15 protein-coding genes and 1 other RNA gene are annotated in these 14,514 nt (G+C 72.9%); 11 read left to right on the top strand and 5 right to left on the bottom strand.

Translation table 11 applies throughout. The annotated features are described in order from the left end of the window. Window positions 1–76: 76 nt before the first annotated feature. Entirely contained in the window at window positions 77–637 is a 561-nt protein-coding gene (locus ITJ54_RS03645) for a GIY-YIG nuclease family protein (protein WP_194625917.1), read from the bottom strand. Between the two features lie 93 nt (window positions 638–730). Beyond that, window positions 731–1,570 carry a siderophore-interacting protein gene (locus ITJ54_RS03640; protein WP_194625916.1) on the bottom strand — a complete coding sequence of 280 codons (840 nt, stop codon included), beginning with the start codon at window positions 1,568–1,570 and terminating at the stop codon, window positions 731–733. Between the two features lie 86 nt (window positions 1,571–1,656). Between ITJ54_RS03640 and ITJ54_RS03635 the strand changes: the two genes are divergently transcribed. The 10 genes from ITJ54_RS03635 to ITJ54_RS03590 all read left to right on the top strand — a co-directional run bounded on the left by ITJ54_RS03635 (window position 1,657) and on the right by ITJ54_RS03590 (window position 11,973). Then, entirely contained in the window at window positions 1,657–2,334 is a 678-nt protein-coding gene (locus tag ITJ54_RS03635) for a heme oxygenase (biliverdin-producing) (RefSeq protein ID WP_194625915.1), read from the top strand. A gap of 172 nt (window positions 2,335–2,506) precedes the next feature. After that, window positions 2,507–5,164 (top strand): phosphoenolpyruvate carboxylase, encoded by a 2,658-nt coding sequence (locus tag ITJ54_RS03630; protein ID WP_194625914.1) that lies wholly within the window; start codon window positions 2,507–2,509, stop codon window positions 5,162–5,164. 322 nt (window positions 5,165–5,486) lie between these two features. Continuing rightward, the gene (locus ITJ54_RS03625; protein WP_194625913.1) at window positions 5,487–6,689 is read left to right on the top strand and encodes a multidrug effflux MFS transporter; all 1,203 of its coding nucleotides are present in this window, start codon (window positions 5,487–5,489) and stop codon (window positions 6,687–6,689) included. Between the two features lie 65 nt (window positions 6,690–6,754). Beyond that, a complete protein-coding gene (locus ITJ54_RS03620; protein ID WP_194625912.1) occupies window positions 6,755–7,093 on the top strand; it encodes an STAS domain-containing protein in 339 nt (112 codons plus the stop codon). Between the two features lie 11 nt (window positions 7,094–7,104). Further along, window positions 7,105–7,506 carry an ATP-binding protein gene (locus ITJ54_RS03615; protein WP_194625911.1) on the top strand — a complete coding sequence of 134 codons (402 nt, stop codon included), beginning with the start codon at window positions 7,105–7,107 and terminating at the stop codon, window positions 7,504–7,506. A 79-nt stretch (window positions 7,507–7,585) separates the two neighbouring features. Next, window positions 7,586–8,545: a helix-turn-helix transcriptional regulator gene (locus tag ITJ54_RS03610; protein WP_194625910.1), complete on the top strand. Its 960-nt coding sequence runs from the start codon at window positions 7,586–7,588 to the stop codon at window positions 8,543–8,545. Window positions 8,546–8,579: 34 nt separating this feature from the next. Continuing rightward, window positions 8,580–9,125 carry an RBBP9/YdeN family alpha/beta hydrolase gene (locus ITJ54_RS03605; RefSeq protein ID WP_194625909.1) on the top strand — a complete coding sequence of 182 codons (546 nt, stop codon included), beginning with the start codon at window positions 8,580–8,582 and terminating at the stop codon, window positions 9,123–9,125. 129 nt (window positions 9,126–9,254) lie between these two features. Further along, window positions 9,255–10,325: a hypothetical protein gene (locus ITJ54_RS03600; RefSeq protein ID WP_194625908.1), complete on the top strand. Its 1,071-nt coding sequence runs from the start codon at window positions 9,255–9,257 to the stop codon at window positions 10,323–10,325. Between the two features lie 65 nt (window positions 10,326–10,390). Continuing rightward, a complete protein-coding gene (locus ITJ54_RS03595; protein ID WP_194625907.1) occupies window positions 10,391–11,239 on the top strand; it encodes a Nif3-like dinuclear metal center hexameric protein in 849 nt (282 codons plus the stop codon). Window positions 11,240–11,241: 2 nt separating this feature from the next. Continuing rightward, on the top strand, window positions 11,242–11,973 hold the full coding sequence (locus ITJ54_RS03590; RefSeq protein ID WP_194625906.1) for a zinc ribbon domain-containing protein: 732 nt from the start codon (window positions 11,242–11,244) through the stop codon (window positions 11,971–11,973). Between the two features lie 78 nt (window positions 11,974–12,051). Here the strand turns inward: ITJ54_RS03590 and rnpB are convergent. The 3 genes from rnpB to map form a co-directional block, all read right to left on the bottom strand. Beyond that, an RNA gene (gene rnpB, locus ITJ54_RS03585) (RNase P RNA component class A) lies at window positions 12,052–12,408 on the bottom strand. A gap of 141 nt (window positions 12,409–12,549) precedes the next feature. Further along, window positions 12,550–13,299 (bottom strand): polyphosphate--glucose phosphotransferase, encoded by a 750-nt coding sequence (gene ppgK, locus ITJ54_RS03580; protein WP_194625905.1) that lies wholly within the window; start codon window positions 13,297–13,299, stop codon window positions 12,550–12,552. 25 nt (window positions 13,300–13,324) lie between these two features. Further along, entirely contained in the window at window positions 13,325–14,188 is an 864-nt protein-coding gene (gene map, locus ITJ54_RS03575) for a type I methionyl aminopeptidase (RefSeq protein WP_194625904.1), read from the bottom strand. 64 nt (window positions 14,189–14,252) lie between these two features. Here map and ITJ54_RS03570 point away from each other — a divergent pair, with 64 nt between their 5' ends. Next, on the top strand, window positions 14,253–14,429 hold the full coding sequence (locus ITJ54_RS03570; RefSeq protein WP_139200668.1) for an SPOR domain-containing protein: 177 nt from the start codon (window positions 14,253–14,255) through the stop codon (window positions 14,427–14,429). The last annotated feature ends 85 nt before the right edge of the window (window positions 14,430–14,514 follow it).

The raw sequence follows: 14,514 nt of genomic DNA, 5'->3' as shown, positions 1-14,514 counted from the left end.
CTCAGCGCCGCGACCGGTCGCGGGGCGCCGCCGCCGACGCCGGCGACGACGGCGACGACGACGGCGACGGACCGGCTCAGCCGCGGAGCGCGAGCGCCTCGCTGGTCCACCGCGCGTGGGCGTCCCACGGGTCGGACACCCCCGCGGCGACGACGTCGACGTGCGCGAGCAGCTCCGGCGTCACGCGGAACCACTCCGTGCCGGGGTACCGCGTCGCCGCGAACTGCTCGTGGCGTCGGCGCTCCAGGCGGCGGTCCCCGCGCTCGAACGCCAACAGGTCCTGGTGGCTGATCCGGGCGAGCCGCTGCCGGGGGTTCGCGGTCGTGCCGATCTTCACGCGGTCGCCGACGTGGTCGCGCTGCCGCAGGTAGTAGACGACGTCGACCCGCGGGGGAGCGAGGTCGCCGTCGGGCACCTCGCCCCACCGCCACTCGCACACCGCGCACACCATCCCGACGGCGAAGCGCACGCCGACCCGGGATCCGCACACGGGACACGGCCCGGGCAGCAGGTCCTCGACACCGACCGTCTCGGCCGCGTGCTCCGCGACCACGGCGACGTGCAGTTCGCACAGCGGCACCGGCGCGCCGGGCGCGGCGTCGCCCGCGCAGCCGGGGACGCAGCAGGACGGGACCATGCGCGGCACGCTACCCGGCACGTCCGACGCCACCCGCGCCTCCAGTCCGGCACCGGCTGCACCCGCACCGGACCGACGGCCGACGGCCGACGCTCAGGCGAAGATGACACCGATCGGTTCGCGCTTCTCCTCCTGGAACCGGTCCTCGGCACGGCCGAGCGCCCAGTACGCGGAGAGCGACAGGTCGCGCTTCTCCAGCTGCCACTCGTCCTGCAGCAGCCGACGGATCGCCTTCATCGCGGCCCGCTCGCCGTGCGCGAACACCTGCACCGGACTGGAGGGACGGGTCAGCGCCCGGGCCGCTGCCACCAGGAGCGTGCCCGGCTCGGCGCCGGTGGCGTCCCGGTGCAGCCACCGCAGGTCGACGCCGGCCGGGTGTCGGAGCTCCTGCTCGTCGCCGGGCCCGGCCACCTCGACCAGGGCGACGCCCGTGGCGGCGTCGTGCATGGCCTCCAGGGCGGCGCCGACGGCGGGCAGTGCGCTGTCGTCGCCGAGCAGCACGTGCGTGACGGCGGGGTCGTCGCTCGGGGCGTAGCCGCCGCCGGGGAAGGACATGGCCAGGCGGTCACCGGGCTGCGCCGATGCCGCCCACGGTCCGGCGAGCCCGTCGTCGCCGTGCACCACGAAGTCGACCGCGATGGTGCGGGTGCCGTGGTCCACGGCTCGGACGGTGTACGTGCGGCGGGCGGGCCGGTCCTGCTTCGGGAGCGTCTCGCGCAGGGCCTCGAGGTCGTACGGCGGTTCCAGGCCGAGCCCGGGCTTCGCGAGCAGGAGCTTGACGTACGTGTCCGTCGCGGCGAGGCACTCCGGGTCGGCGCCGGCGACGAAGTCGTCGAACGCCGGGCCGCCGAGGTGCACGCGGACCATGTGCGGCGAGAGGCGCTCCGTGCGGTCGACGACGAAGACGGACTGGGGGCGGTTCTTGGAGCTCATCGTGGGGGAAGGGTCCTCTCGGGTGGCGACCGGGTTCCTGGGAGAAGACCCTTGACGTCGCCAAGGGTAAGGCTAGCCTTACCTCCATGGACACCACGGTCACCCCGTTCTCCGAGCTGTTGCGCCGACGCACGCACCGCTCGCACGGGACGTCCGCGGGCACCGGGTTCATGCTCGACCTGGTCGACGGCCGGTGCGACGTGGCCGACTACGCCGCCCTGCTCGGGCAGTACGCCTTCGTCTACGACGCCCTCGAACGCGCTGCCGGACGGATGGCGGAGCACCCGGTCGCCGCGCCCTTCGTCACCCCGCAGCTCACCCGCATGCCGGCGATCCGCGCGGACCTGGAGTACCTGGTCGGGCCCGACTGGGCCGAGCTCGTCTGCCCGCTCCCCGCGACCACGGCCTACGTCCGCCGCCTCAACGAGGTCGCGTCGACGTGGCCCGGCGGGTTCGTCGCGCACCACTACACGCGGTACCTCGGCGACCTGTCCGGCGGTCACCTGCTCGGCTCCCTGCTCGCGGAGCAGTTCGGGTTCGACACGAACGGCGTCCTCTTCTACATCTTCGACCAGGTCGCGGACCCGACCGCGTTCGGTGACACGTACCGGGCGCAGCTCGACGCGGCACCGTGGGACGACGCCGAGCGCGAGCGTGTCATCGCCGAGGTGGAGCTGGCGTACGCGCTGAACACCGGGCTGCTCGCCGACCTCGACGCCCAGCGCGGACCGCTCGCGCCGCCGTCGTCCGTCGCGACCGCCTGACCGCGGCAGCGCGTCGCAGCCACCGCGCGTCGCGCACGGTGCCACCGCGCGGCGCGCATGGTGCCACCGCGCCAGTGCCGTCCGGACGGTCGTCGTCATGCGCGGCTCCCTCCCGATACGCTGCTGAGGTCCCGGACCGGTACCCCGGGCGAGCCTGACCCGAAAGGACCCCATGACGGCGATCGACGGTTCGACACGCTTCGGCAGTGCCCGCGACGATGTCAGCGGCGCGGTCGACAGCGACCTGCGCGCTGACGTCCGCTACCTCGGCGAACTCCTCGGCCGGGTGCTGCGGGAGAGCGGCGGCGACGAGCTCCTCCGCGACGTGGAGTCCCTGCGCGCCGCGGTCATCACCGCGTACGAGGGCTCCGACGCCGACGGTGCCGCACGGGCCGAGGCCGTCGTGGCCGACATGTCCGCCGAGCGGGCCGAAGAGGTCGCACGGGCGTTCACCACGTACTTCCACCTGACGAACCTGGCCGAGGAGCACCACCGCGTACGCGTGCTCCGGCTGCGCGGGGACGACGGCGGCGTCGCGGGGGACTCCTTCCCGGCGACGTACGCGCGCCTCGTCGACGAGCTCGGCCCCGACGAGGCCGCCGCGCGACTCGACGGCCTCCGGTTCCACCCCGTCCTGACCGCGCACCCGACCGAGGCCCGTCGTCGCGCGGTCACCACGGCCGTCCGACGCATCACGGACCTCATCGACGAGCGGGACTCCGCGAAGAACGCGATGGCCCGCGCGGAGAACGAGCGCCGGCTGCTCGAGGAGATCACGACCCTCCTCCGCACGTCCCCGCTGCGCACGACCCGGCCGACCCCGCTCGACGAGGTCCGCACGGCGATGAGCGTGTTCGACCAGACGCTGTTCGAGATCGTCCCGCAGGTCTACCGTCTGCTCGACGACCGGCTCCTCGGGGACGCCGCCGGCAGCGCCCCCGTCCGCGCCCCCGCCTTCGTCCGCTTCGGCACGTGGATCGGCGGCGACCGCGACGGCAACCCGCACGTCACGGCCGCCGTCACCCGTCAGGCCGCGGAGATCGCCGCCGAGCACATCCTGCTCGGCCTCGCCCGCGCCGCCACCCGCATCGGCAGCACCCTGACGCTCGACCACGACGAGACCCCGGCCGACCCGGGACTCACCGCGCTCGTGTTCGCGCAGGAGTCCCTCGACGCCGAGATCGCCGAGCGCATCGGCATCCGTGCGCCGAACGAGACCCACCGGCGTGCGCTGCTGTTCACCGCGGCCCGTCTCGACGCCACCCGTCGTGGCGAGCCGCGCCTGGCGTACGACGGTCCCGAGGCCTTCCTGGCCGACCTCCGCGTGATCCAGGCCTCACTGGTCGTCGGCGGTGCAGCCCGGCCGGCCTACGGCGAGCTGCAGAACCTCATCTGGCAGGTGCAGACGTTCGGGTTCCACCTCGCCGAGCTCGAGATCCGTCAGCACTCGCAGGTGCACCGGACCGCCCTGGCCGAGGTCCGGGCCGGCGGCGCGCTGAGCGAGACCACGGAGGAGGTCCTCGCGGTCTTCCGGACGATCGCCGACCTGCAGCGTCGCTACGGCGTCCGGGCATCGAACCGCTACATCGTCTCGTTCACGCAGTCCGCCGCCGACCTCGCGAACGTGCACGAACTCGCGGTCGCCGCCCTCGGGTCCGTCGAGGACGCGCCGGTGCTCGACGTCATCCCGCTGTTCGAGACCTTCGCGGACCTGCACGCCAGCGTCGACATCCTCGACGAGGCCGTCCGCACCGAGGCCTTCCAGCGCCGCCTCGCCGTGACCGGGCGGAAGCTCGAGGTGATGCTCGGCTACTCCGACTCCTCGAAGGACGTCGGCCCCGTCTCGGCGAACCTGGCGCTCTACGACGCCCAGGCCCGCATCGCCCGCTGGGCCAGGGACAACGACGTCGAGCTCACGCTGTTCCACGGCCGCGGCGGCTCGCTCGGCCGCGGTGGCGGGCCCGCGAACGAGGCCGTCCTGGCGCAGCCGCCCGGGTCGATCGACGGCCGCCTGAAGATCACCGAGCAGGGCGAGGTCATCTTCGCCCAGTACGGCGACCAGGACATCGCGGCCCGACACCTCGAGCAGATGGCCGCGGCGACGCTCTTCGCGTCCTCGCCCTCGAACGAGTCCCGCACCGAGGCCGCCGCCGACCGCTTCCGCGACCTCGCGCAGCGCCTCGACGACGTCTCCCGCGAGGCCTTCCACGGCCTCGTCAAGGCCGAGGGCTTCGCACCGTGGTTCGCCCGGGTCACCCCGATGGAGGAGATCGGGCTGCTGCCGCTCGGCTCCCGTCCCGCCCGCCGCGGCCTGTCGGTCGAGTCGCTCGAGGACCTCCGCGCGATCCCGTGGGTGTTCTCCTGGACCCAGGCCCGCATCAACCTCGCCGGCTGGTACGGCCTGGGCTCCGCACTCGAGGCCGTCGGTGACCTCGACCTGCTCCGCACCGCGTTCCGGGAGTGGCCGCTGTTCGGCGCGATGATCAAGAACGTCGAGATGTCCCTGGCGAAGACGGACGAGCAGATCGCCCGCCGCTACCTCGACCTCGCGGACCGCGACGACCTGGCGGGTGCCGTCCTCGACGAGATGGTCCGCACCCGCGACTGGGTCCTCCGGGTCTCCGGCGGCTCGGACGTCCTGCAGGACCGTCCGGTGCTCGCCCGTGCCGTGCGGCTCCGCAGCCCCTACGTCGACGCCCTGTCGCACCTCCAGCTCCGGGCGCTCCGCGCGATCCGCACCACGGGGAGCACCGACCCGACGGACGCCGACCACCGGCTGCTGCTGCTGACGGTGAACGGGATCGCCGCCGGCCTGCAGAACACGGGCTGACCCGCCGCCTGGTGCGAGGTCGCGCACGGTGCGCGCGACCACCCGGCGGACGGGAGGCTCGGTGCCAGCTGGCACCGAGCCTCCCGTCCGTCTCGTCGCGACCAGGCACCGGACGGTCACCCTCCCCGAGTGGTCGCGACACCCCGTCGGCGCGACGCCGACCGGTCACGGATCGTCGCTCCGCCGCCGTCCGAACGACGGTTGCCGGCCGCTCGGCACACCTGAGCGGGGTGTCGTGACCGCTCGCGGCCCCGCCGGCCGCCGACGAAGCGCCACCCGGGGGCTGCGTCGAATCGATTCGGCACCGCGTAACGTTGCCGCCGTGACGACGGCGCGCACCCGCAACCGACCCATCCGGACGACCCTGCCCCCGATCGTGCCGCTGGCGCTCATCGTCGGGGTGTCGCCCTTCGCGACGGACATGTACATCCCGGCGCTGCCCGCGATCGCCCGCGACCTCGGCAGCACCCCGAGCGCCGTCCAGCTCTCGCTCACCGCGTTCCTCGTGGCGTTCGCGGTCGGGCAGCTCCTCGCCGGGCCGGTCAGCGACGGGATCGGCCGCCGCCCCCTGATGCTCGGCGGGACGGCGCTGTTCGCGCTCGCCTCGCTCGGCTGCGCCCTGGCGCCGGACGTCGGCACGCTCGTCGTCGCCCGGGTCGTGCAGGGCCTCGCCGGGGCCGCCGCCGCCGTCGCCGGTCGGGCGATGGTGTCCGACGTCACCGAGGGGCCGCGGATGGCGAAGGTCTTCGGCACGCTCGCCGCGATCAACGCCATCGGCCCGGTCGTGGCGCCGCTGGCCGGGGGAGCGGTGCTGCTCGTCGGCACGTGGCGGGTCATGTTCGTCGTGCTGGCGGTCCTCGGCGCGGTGTTCTTCGCCCTCGTCGTGCCGTTCTTCCACGAGACCCTGCGTCCTGCTGCCCGTGGTGGGATCGGCCTCGGTGCGAACTGGCAGCGCATCCGGCAGCTGGTGGCGATCCCGCGCTTCCGGGCGTACCTGCTCACCGGGGTGCTCTCGACGATCGGCTTCTTCGCCTACATCGCGACGAGCTCGTTCGTGTTCCAGACGCAGTTCGGCTTCTCCGAGCAGCTGTACACGATCGTCTTCGCCACGAACGCCACGATGATGATCGTCACGACGCTCGTGTTCCGACGGGTCGTCGGGCGGTTCTCCGAGGACGCGCTGCTCACCACCGGTCTGCTCGTCGGGACGATCGGCGCCGCCGGGGTGTTCGTGTCGGCGGTCTCCGGCCTCGGTCCGGTCGCCGTCTGGTGCTCGCTCGCCGTGGTGACCGCCGCGTGGGGCTTCGTGCTGCCGGCCGCGATGACCCGCACGCAGCACGTCGGCGCCGCGCACCCGGGGACGGCCGCCGCACTGCAGGGAGGCCTGTCGTTCGGGCTCGGCGGGCTCGGCACGCCCCTGGCCGGGCTGCTCGGCGGCACCGCGATCGCGATGGGGTCGGTCATGGTGGTGCTCATGGGCGCGGCGGTCGTCGTGCAGGTCGTGGCCACACGACGCGCCGACTGACGGCGGAGCACCGGAGAACCGGTAGGGTCGCGGAGCAAGACGTTCCGATCAGAGGGGGCTTCCGCATGGACATCGTCGTACACGAGACAGGCACGGACACCGCCGTCCTGGAGTGCACCGGCCGACTCAACATGGTGTCGGCTCCGGCGTTCCGCGAGACCGTGGCCTCGGTCGTCGACGGCGGGCACCACCGGGTGGTCGTCGAGCTGTCCGGGGTGGAGTTCATGGACTCCTCCGGACTGGGCGCCCTGGTGGGCTGCCTGAAGACCGCGCGACAGGCCGGCGGGGACCTGCGCATCGCCGCCCCGTCCGAACAGGTGACGATGGTGCTCACGCTGTCGAACATCGACAAGATCCTGCGCACGTACCCCGACGGGGACGCCGCGGTCGCCAACTGGGCCTGAGCGGGACCACCGTGGCCGAGCACCGCCTCGACTTCGCGTCGCCGCCGGACGACGTCACCGCCGTCCACGAGTTCCTCGCACGGGTCTGGGGCACCGAGCCCTCCGTCGGGCCCGAGGACCGCATGGCCTTCGAGCTCGCCCTCGTCGAGCTCGCCTCCAACGTCGTCGAGCACGCCGGTGCCGACGCGCGGGTCGCCTGCTCCCTGGCCCTCGCGGTCCGCGACGGCGGCCTGGAGGCTCGACTCACCGACGACGGTCTGCCTGCCTCCGTCGACCCCTCGGCCGCCGAGCTCCCCGACGCGTCCGCTGAGAGCGGTCGCGGTCTCGCACTGGTCGGCATGGTCGTCGACGAGCTGCGCTACGCGCGTGAGGGCGAGACGAACACCTGGACGGTCCGCCGTCTGATCCGGTAAACGCAGCGAGTCGGCCGGAACCCGCAAAGTCGTGTGAACGATTGAGACACCTGGCATCCGCCGTGTCACGATCACCGCGATGAACGACCAGTCCGATCCCAGGAGCACCTTCGAGACCTCGGGGACCGTCCTCGAGGACGCCCTGCGGATGTACGAAGACGCCTACGAGGGTGCCGGCTTCACCGCCGCACGCACCGATCGTCCCTTCGCGTACCGGTTCCGCGGCGTGGGCAACGACCAGATCTCCTTCCGCTCGACCCGCTTCGACGCACGCGTCCGCGGCGAGGTCGAGATGCGGGACGAGTACGCGGTGATGTGGACGGCCGACGGCGGCGGACGCATCGACATCGGCCGTGACGAGGCCCTGCTCCGTCCCGGGTCGCCGATGATGTTCCCGTCCGGCCGACCCTTCGTCTTCGAGCTCGCCGACGTCCGGCAGAGCCTGGTGCAGTTCGAGCGGACGCACCTCGAGGAGATGGCCGCCGAGCTCCACGGCGTCCAGCCCGGGCCGCTCGTCTTCGACCACACCGCGGCACCGCGCCCCGAGGACCTGCGCGCCTGGAACCAGCAGGTGCAGCGCGCGGCTGGTGTCGTGCTGGGCTCCCCGCCCGTCTCCGCCATCGGGCTCGCCGAGATCGCGAGGGCCACGGCGCTCGCGCTGCTGAGGACGTTCCCGCACCGCCTGCTCGCACCCGAGGTCCCGCTGCCGCAGGGTGCCACCGGCCGTGTCCGCGAGGCCGTCGAGTACATGCACGCGTTCGCCCACACCCCGATCTCCACGACCGACGTCGCCGAGCACGTGGGCCTCAGCGTCCGCGGGCTGCAGCAGGCCTTCCAGCGACAGGTCGGGACCGCGCCGAACTCGATGCTGCGCGGGATCCGCCTCGACCGCATCCGCGAGGAGCTCCGTCGTGGCGCGCCCGGCGAGCTGACCGTGGCTGCCGTCGCCGTGCGCTGGGGGTTCGCCCACCTCGGCCGCTTCTCCGCCGCGTACGCCACCCGCTTCGGCGAGTACCCGCGGGACACGCTGCAGGCCTGACCACCCCGACCGCGGGGTCACCTACGCTCGGGGTGTGAGCAGACCGCGACCGTGGGTGATCGTGCCCGGGATCTGGAACTCGGACGCCGAGCACTGGCAGTCCGTCTGGCAGGCCGACCGGCGCGAGGACGCCGTCCGCATCGCCCCCACCTCGTGGTCGGAGCCCGACCCGGCCGACTGGTCCGCGGCCCTCGACGCAGCGGTCACAGCCGTCGACGGCCCGCCGGTCCTCGTCGCGCACAGCCTCGGGGTCCTCGCCGTGGCCGACTGGCTCGCCGAGCACGACGACGGCCGGGTCGCCGGAGCGTTCCTCGTCGCGCCGCCCGACCCCGACGCGCCGGGCTTCCCGCACGCGGCCAGGGGGTTCGCGTTCCCGACGCGGGGAACGACGACGCCGACGCTGGTCGTGGTGAGCGACGACGACCCGTACTGCACCCGCGACCGCGCCGAGGGACTGGCCGCGGTCCTGGGTTCCGACGTCGAGCGGATCGGTGCCCACGGACACGTCAACATCGCCAGCGGGGTGGGGGACTGGCCGGCCGGTCGCGCGCTCCTCGAGGCCTTCGTCGACCGACTCTGACACGTCGGGAGCCTCACGGTCGTCACGGCTCCCGCATCCGGCCCTGCTCGCGCCTGACATGCCAGCCGATCCCGCGACACACCGCCGATGTGCCGCGGAGTGACGCTCACGATGTTTCATACTTCCACCATGGAGACGCAGTCCGGGACACGCACCCCGCTCGTGGACCCCTTCGGTCGCGAGGTCGAGGAGTGGCTCAGGGACGCCCCGGCCACCCGCACCCCCTACCTGGCCGACCTGGTGGTGCCCCCCGTCACGGGTCCCGTGCAGCGTCCGGACCTGCTGGTCGAGACGCCGGCCGGGCCCTCCGAGGTCACCCCGGAGTCCACCGAGGCCGCCGCCCCCGAGTCCGCCGCAGTCGCTGCCACCGAAGCCGTTGCGCCCGCCCCGTCCGACGACACCGCGTTCCGACGTCCTCGCGACCACGGCCGGCACCGCTCGCTCTGCGCCCCGTCGTTCCCTGAGCCGCCCGAGCGCCTGGCCCTCCGCTTCGAGGAGCTCGCCGTCGAGGTCTCCGCGCAGAGCGGCCGCGCGACGCTCGAGCGCATCGTCGTGCTCGAAGAAGAGGTCCGCCGCCGCGACGAGGACCTCGCCCGCCTGCAGGCGTGGGAAGCCGCCGTCGCCGACCTGTCCGACCCCGAGGTCGACGCCGCCCGCGCCTACGCCCGGTCCGTGTTCGACGACCTCCTCGCCGATGCCGCTGACGAGGCCGACCGCCGTGACCGCGCCGCAGCTCGTCGTGCAGCGACCACCGGCGCCGTGACCGTCCTCGCCCCTGCACCCATCCCCGTGCCCCGCGCCGCTCCGGCGCTCGTGCTGCCCGTCGCCGCACCGGTCGCTGTGACCGGCACCGCTGCGTCGGACGACACCGATGCCGACCGTGACGAGCCCGCGCGACTCGTGCCGAGCCTCCTGGCCGTCACGCCGGTGTCCGCGAACACGCGACCGACCCCGCTCGTCTCGCCCGCCACCGGGCCGACCGTCATCGACCGCGACGCCTTCGCGGCGGTCCTGCGGGCGCACCGTGCGGAGTCCGACGCCACGGCGGCCACGGCCAGCACACCCGTCGTCTTCCCCGAGGAGCACGCGGCGGCCCTGTCCGAGGCGTCGACCGCTGCAGACGACGACACTGCGACTGCCCGCCCCGGCTGGTGGGCCCGCGTCGTCGCTGCCGTCCTCCGCGCAGTCGGCCGTCGGTGACCGCGAGCCGGACCCCGTCGACGTGCGGGGCCCGGTCGCTCCGGTCCGCTCGGTAGACTGACGGGATGCCGACGCTCCGCGATCTCCAGGCCGTGATCGAGACCCTCTGGCCCGTTGCCGGCACCGAGTCATGGGACGCCGTCGGGCTCGTCTCCGGCGACCCGGACGCGGTGGTCGAGCACGTGCACCTCGCCGTGGACGCCGTCCCGGACACCGCGCAGGAAGCCGTCGAGCTCGGGGCCGACCTGCTCCTCACGCACCATCCGCTGCTGCTCCGCGGCGTGACGACGGTCGCCGAGTCGACGTACAAGGGCTCCGTCCTCGCCACGCTGATCCGCGGCGGGTGCGCGCTCGTCGCCGCCCACACGAACGCCGACGTCGTGACGACCGGCACCTCCGCGGTCCTGGCGGAGCGGCTCGGGCTCACCGACCTGCGCCCGCTCGAGCCCGGCGACGCCGACGGCACCGGGATCGGTCGTGTCGGGGTGCTCGCCGAGCCGGTGTCGCTCGGCGTCCTCGCCCGGCGCATCGTCGACGTCTTGCCCGCCACGGCCTCCGGCGTCCGCGTGTCCGGCGCCTACGACCGGCCCGTCCGCACCGTCGCGCTCTGTGCCGGCGCCGGGGACTCCCTGCTCGGCAACGCCGCCGTGCTCGACGCCGACGTGTACGTCACGAGCGACCTGCGCCACCACCCGGCGTCGGAGTTCCGCGAGCAGGCGATGCTCGTCGACGGCCCGGCCCTCATCGACACCTCGCACTGGGCCACCGAGTGGCTCTGGCTCGACGTCGCCGCCGAACAGCTCCGCCAGGACGCCGGCGTCCGCGTCACCGTGAGCGACCTGCGCACCGACCCGTGGGACTTCGCGGTCCTGCCGTCAGCCCCCACCACCGAGCACCACAACGAAGGAGCCTGACCATGAAGGCAGCACCCGAGGACCAGGTCATCCTCCTCGACGTCCAGCGACTGGACAACGACATCACCCGGATCGCCCACCGCATCAGCTCCCTGCAGAAGGGCGACCGGCTGACCGAGCTCGGCAAGACCGCCTCGTCGCTGCGCAGCGAGCTGGCCGCGGCGACCGGTGACGTCGAGGACTCCGAGCGCGACCTCGCGCGGCTCGAGTCCGACACCTCGACCGCACAGGCCCGGGTCGAGCGGGACACCACGATGCTCCAGCACGCCAACGCGAAGGACTCCGCCGGCCTGCAGAACGAACTCGATTCGCTGCAGCGCCGGATCGGGGACCTCGAGACCTCCGAGCTGGAGATCATGGAACGGCTCGACGTGTACCGCGCCCGCGTCGGTGACGTCGAGGCCCGCCTGGCCGACGTCGAGGCCGCGCGCGCCGGGCTCGTCGCCGAACGGGACACCGAGATCCAGCGGCTCGAGAACGACCGCGCCGCGGCCACCCAGAGCCGCGCGGACATCGCCGCGAAGGTCCCCGAGGACCTGCTCGCGCTGTACGAACGCCAGCGCGCGCGGTACGGCTTCGGCGCCTCGCTGCTCCAGGGCGGCGTGTCGACCGCCTCGGGCGTGACCCTCACCGGCGCGGACCTGCAGGCCGTGCGCCGTGCTGCTCCGGACGACGTCGTGCTCTGCCCCGACAGCGAGGCGGTCCTGGTCCGCACGAAGGAGTCCGGGCTGTAGACCGGAACACCGACAGACGGGAGGCCCGGTGCCAGCTGGCACCGGGCCTCCCGTCTGTCTGGTCTGACGTGGCCTGCGCGAACGGGCCGGCCGTACGCCGGGTTCTGTCCCGCCTCGCGGCGGTGACGGCCATCTCTCTCGGACCGACGTTGCCGTCGGCCTCCAGCGGTCTACCCGAGGACTCGGCGAGCAGCCTCAGCGTCCTCTGTCTGACCTTGCTCCGGGCGAGGTTTACCGAGCGGATCCGGTCACCCGGACCCCTGGTGGTCTCTTACACCACCGTTTCACCCTTACCGGTGTCGCCACCGGCGGTCTGTTCTCTGTGGCACTGTCTCGCGGATTGCTCCGGGTGGGTGTTACCCACCGCCCTGCTCTGTGGAGCCCGGACGTTCCTCGGCACTCCCGAGGGAGTGACGCGACCGTCTCACCGACCCGTTCGCGAGATCAGTCTAGAGCCAACGGTGAGATCGCACTTCGTGTCGGGTCCGGGGCGCCGGACCCGACACGAAGTGCGATCTCACCGGAAGGGGGCGTCGCAGCCGTGCGGGGACGTTGAAGCGCCCGCGGCTGCGGCCGCTACTTCGAGGTCGCCGCCAGGGTCGCCGCACCGATGATGCCCGCGTTGTTGCGGAGCGTCGCGGGGATGATGTCGGCCTGCAGGTCGAGCAGCGGCAGGAACTCCTCGTACTGCTTCGACACCCCGCCGCCGACGACGAAGAGCTCCGGGGAGAGCAGGGCCTCGAGCCGCGAGTAGTACTTCTGCAGGCGCTTCGCCCAGTGCTTCCACGACAGGTCGTCGCGCTCCTTGGCCGCGAACGACGCCTTCGTCTCGTAGTCGACGCCCTCGATCTCCAGGTGCCCGAGCTCCGCGTTGACGATGAGCACGCCGTCGTTGATGAGCGCCGTGCCGATGCCGGTGCCGAGGGTCGTCACGATGACCAGGCCCTCGCGCCCCTTCGCCGCGCCGAACTGCTGCTCGGCGAACCCGGCGGCGTCGGCGTCGTTGACGAAGTGGATGGAGCGGCCGAGCTCCTTCTCGAACAGCGCCTCGGCCTCGAAGCCGATCCACTTCTTCGACACGTTCGCCGCCGACATGGTCTTGCCGTCGCGGACGATCGCGGGGAAGCAGACACCGACGGGGACGTCGGACGCCGGGGAGAGCTCGTCGAGGATCGACTTCGCGACCTCGACGATGTCGTGCGGCTTGCCTCCCTCTGGCGTCGCCTTCTTGATGCGTTCCGTGGTGAGTTCGCCGGTCGCCGTGTCGACGATGGCGCCCTTGATGCCCGTACCGCCGATGTCGACGCCGACTGCGAGGGAGGTCATGTGGAGCCTTTCGGTAGGGAGGGTGTCAGGAGACGGTGAGGAGTTCGGCACCGCGCTCGGTGACGACGAGCGTGTGCTCGAACTGCGCGGTCCAGGACTTGTCGCGGGTGCTGACGGTCCAGTCGTCGGCCCAGATGTCGGCTTCGATGCCGCCGAGCGTGAGCATCGGCTCGATGGTGAACACCATGCCGGGCTCGATGACGGTGTCGTAGTGGGCGGCGTCGTAGTGGGGGATGATCAGCCCGGAGTGGAACGCCCGGCCGACCCCGTGCCCGGTGTAGTCGCGGACGACCCCGTAGCCGAACCGCTTGGCGTAGGCCTCGATCGCCCTGCCGATCACGTTCACCTGGCGGCCCGGCGCGACGGCCTTGACCCCGCGACGCAGTGCCTCTTCCGTCCGCGTGACGAGGTCCTGGACCTCGGGCGCCGCCGTGCCGACGACGAACGTGCGGTTCGTGTCGCCGTGCATGCCGTCCTTGAACGCGGTGATGTCGATGTTCACGATGTCGCCGTCCTGCAGCACGGTGTCGTCGGGGATGCCGTGGCAGATCACCTCGTTCAGCGACGAGCAGAGCGACTTCGGGTAGCCCCGGTAGCCGAGCGTCGAGGGGTACGCCCCGTGCGACACGACGTACTCGTGCCCGATGCGGTCGAGCTCGTCGGTCGTGACACCGGGACGGATCGCGGCACCGACGGCGTCGATGGCCTGCGAGGCGATGCGACCGGCCGTGCGGATCAGCTCGACCTCGTCCGGGGTGTACGTGTCGCCGAGGCCGTGCTCGTGGGGCTCGACCCGACCGACGTACTCTGGCCGCTCGATGTCCTTGGGGACGGCCCGCTGCGGGGAGATGCGGCCGGCGGTCAGGTGTCCGTGTTCGTCCCGGGGCATGCGCACCACTCTAGTGGCGCACCGACGCGGGTCGTGGCCGGTGCCGCGCGGGTACGGTGGCGGCATGAGCGACGAACGCATCGAGTCCCAGTGGTGGTTCAACGACAAGACCCGCACGGTCGAGCAGGGCCCGCAGTCCCCGCAGCGCGACCGCATCGGGCCCTTCGAGACGCGCGAGGAAGCGGAGCACGCCCTCGAGCGCATCCAGGCCAACAACGACAAGTGGGACGAGGAGTCCTGACGGCTCGCGTTCCCGACGCGGCCCGCTGACTGACTGGAGGCCCGGTGCCAGCTGGCACCGGGCCTCCCGTCCGTCTCGGGGTTCC

It is taken from the genome of Curtobacterium sp. VKM Ac-2865 (assembly GCF_015350905.1).
Taxonomy (GTDB): domain Bacteria; phylum Actinomycetota; class Actinomycetes; order Actinomycetales; family Microbacteriaceae; genus Curtobacterium.
This window is presented reverse-complemented; position numbering and strand designations above follow the sequence as displayed.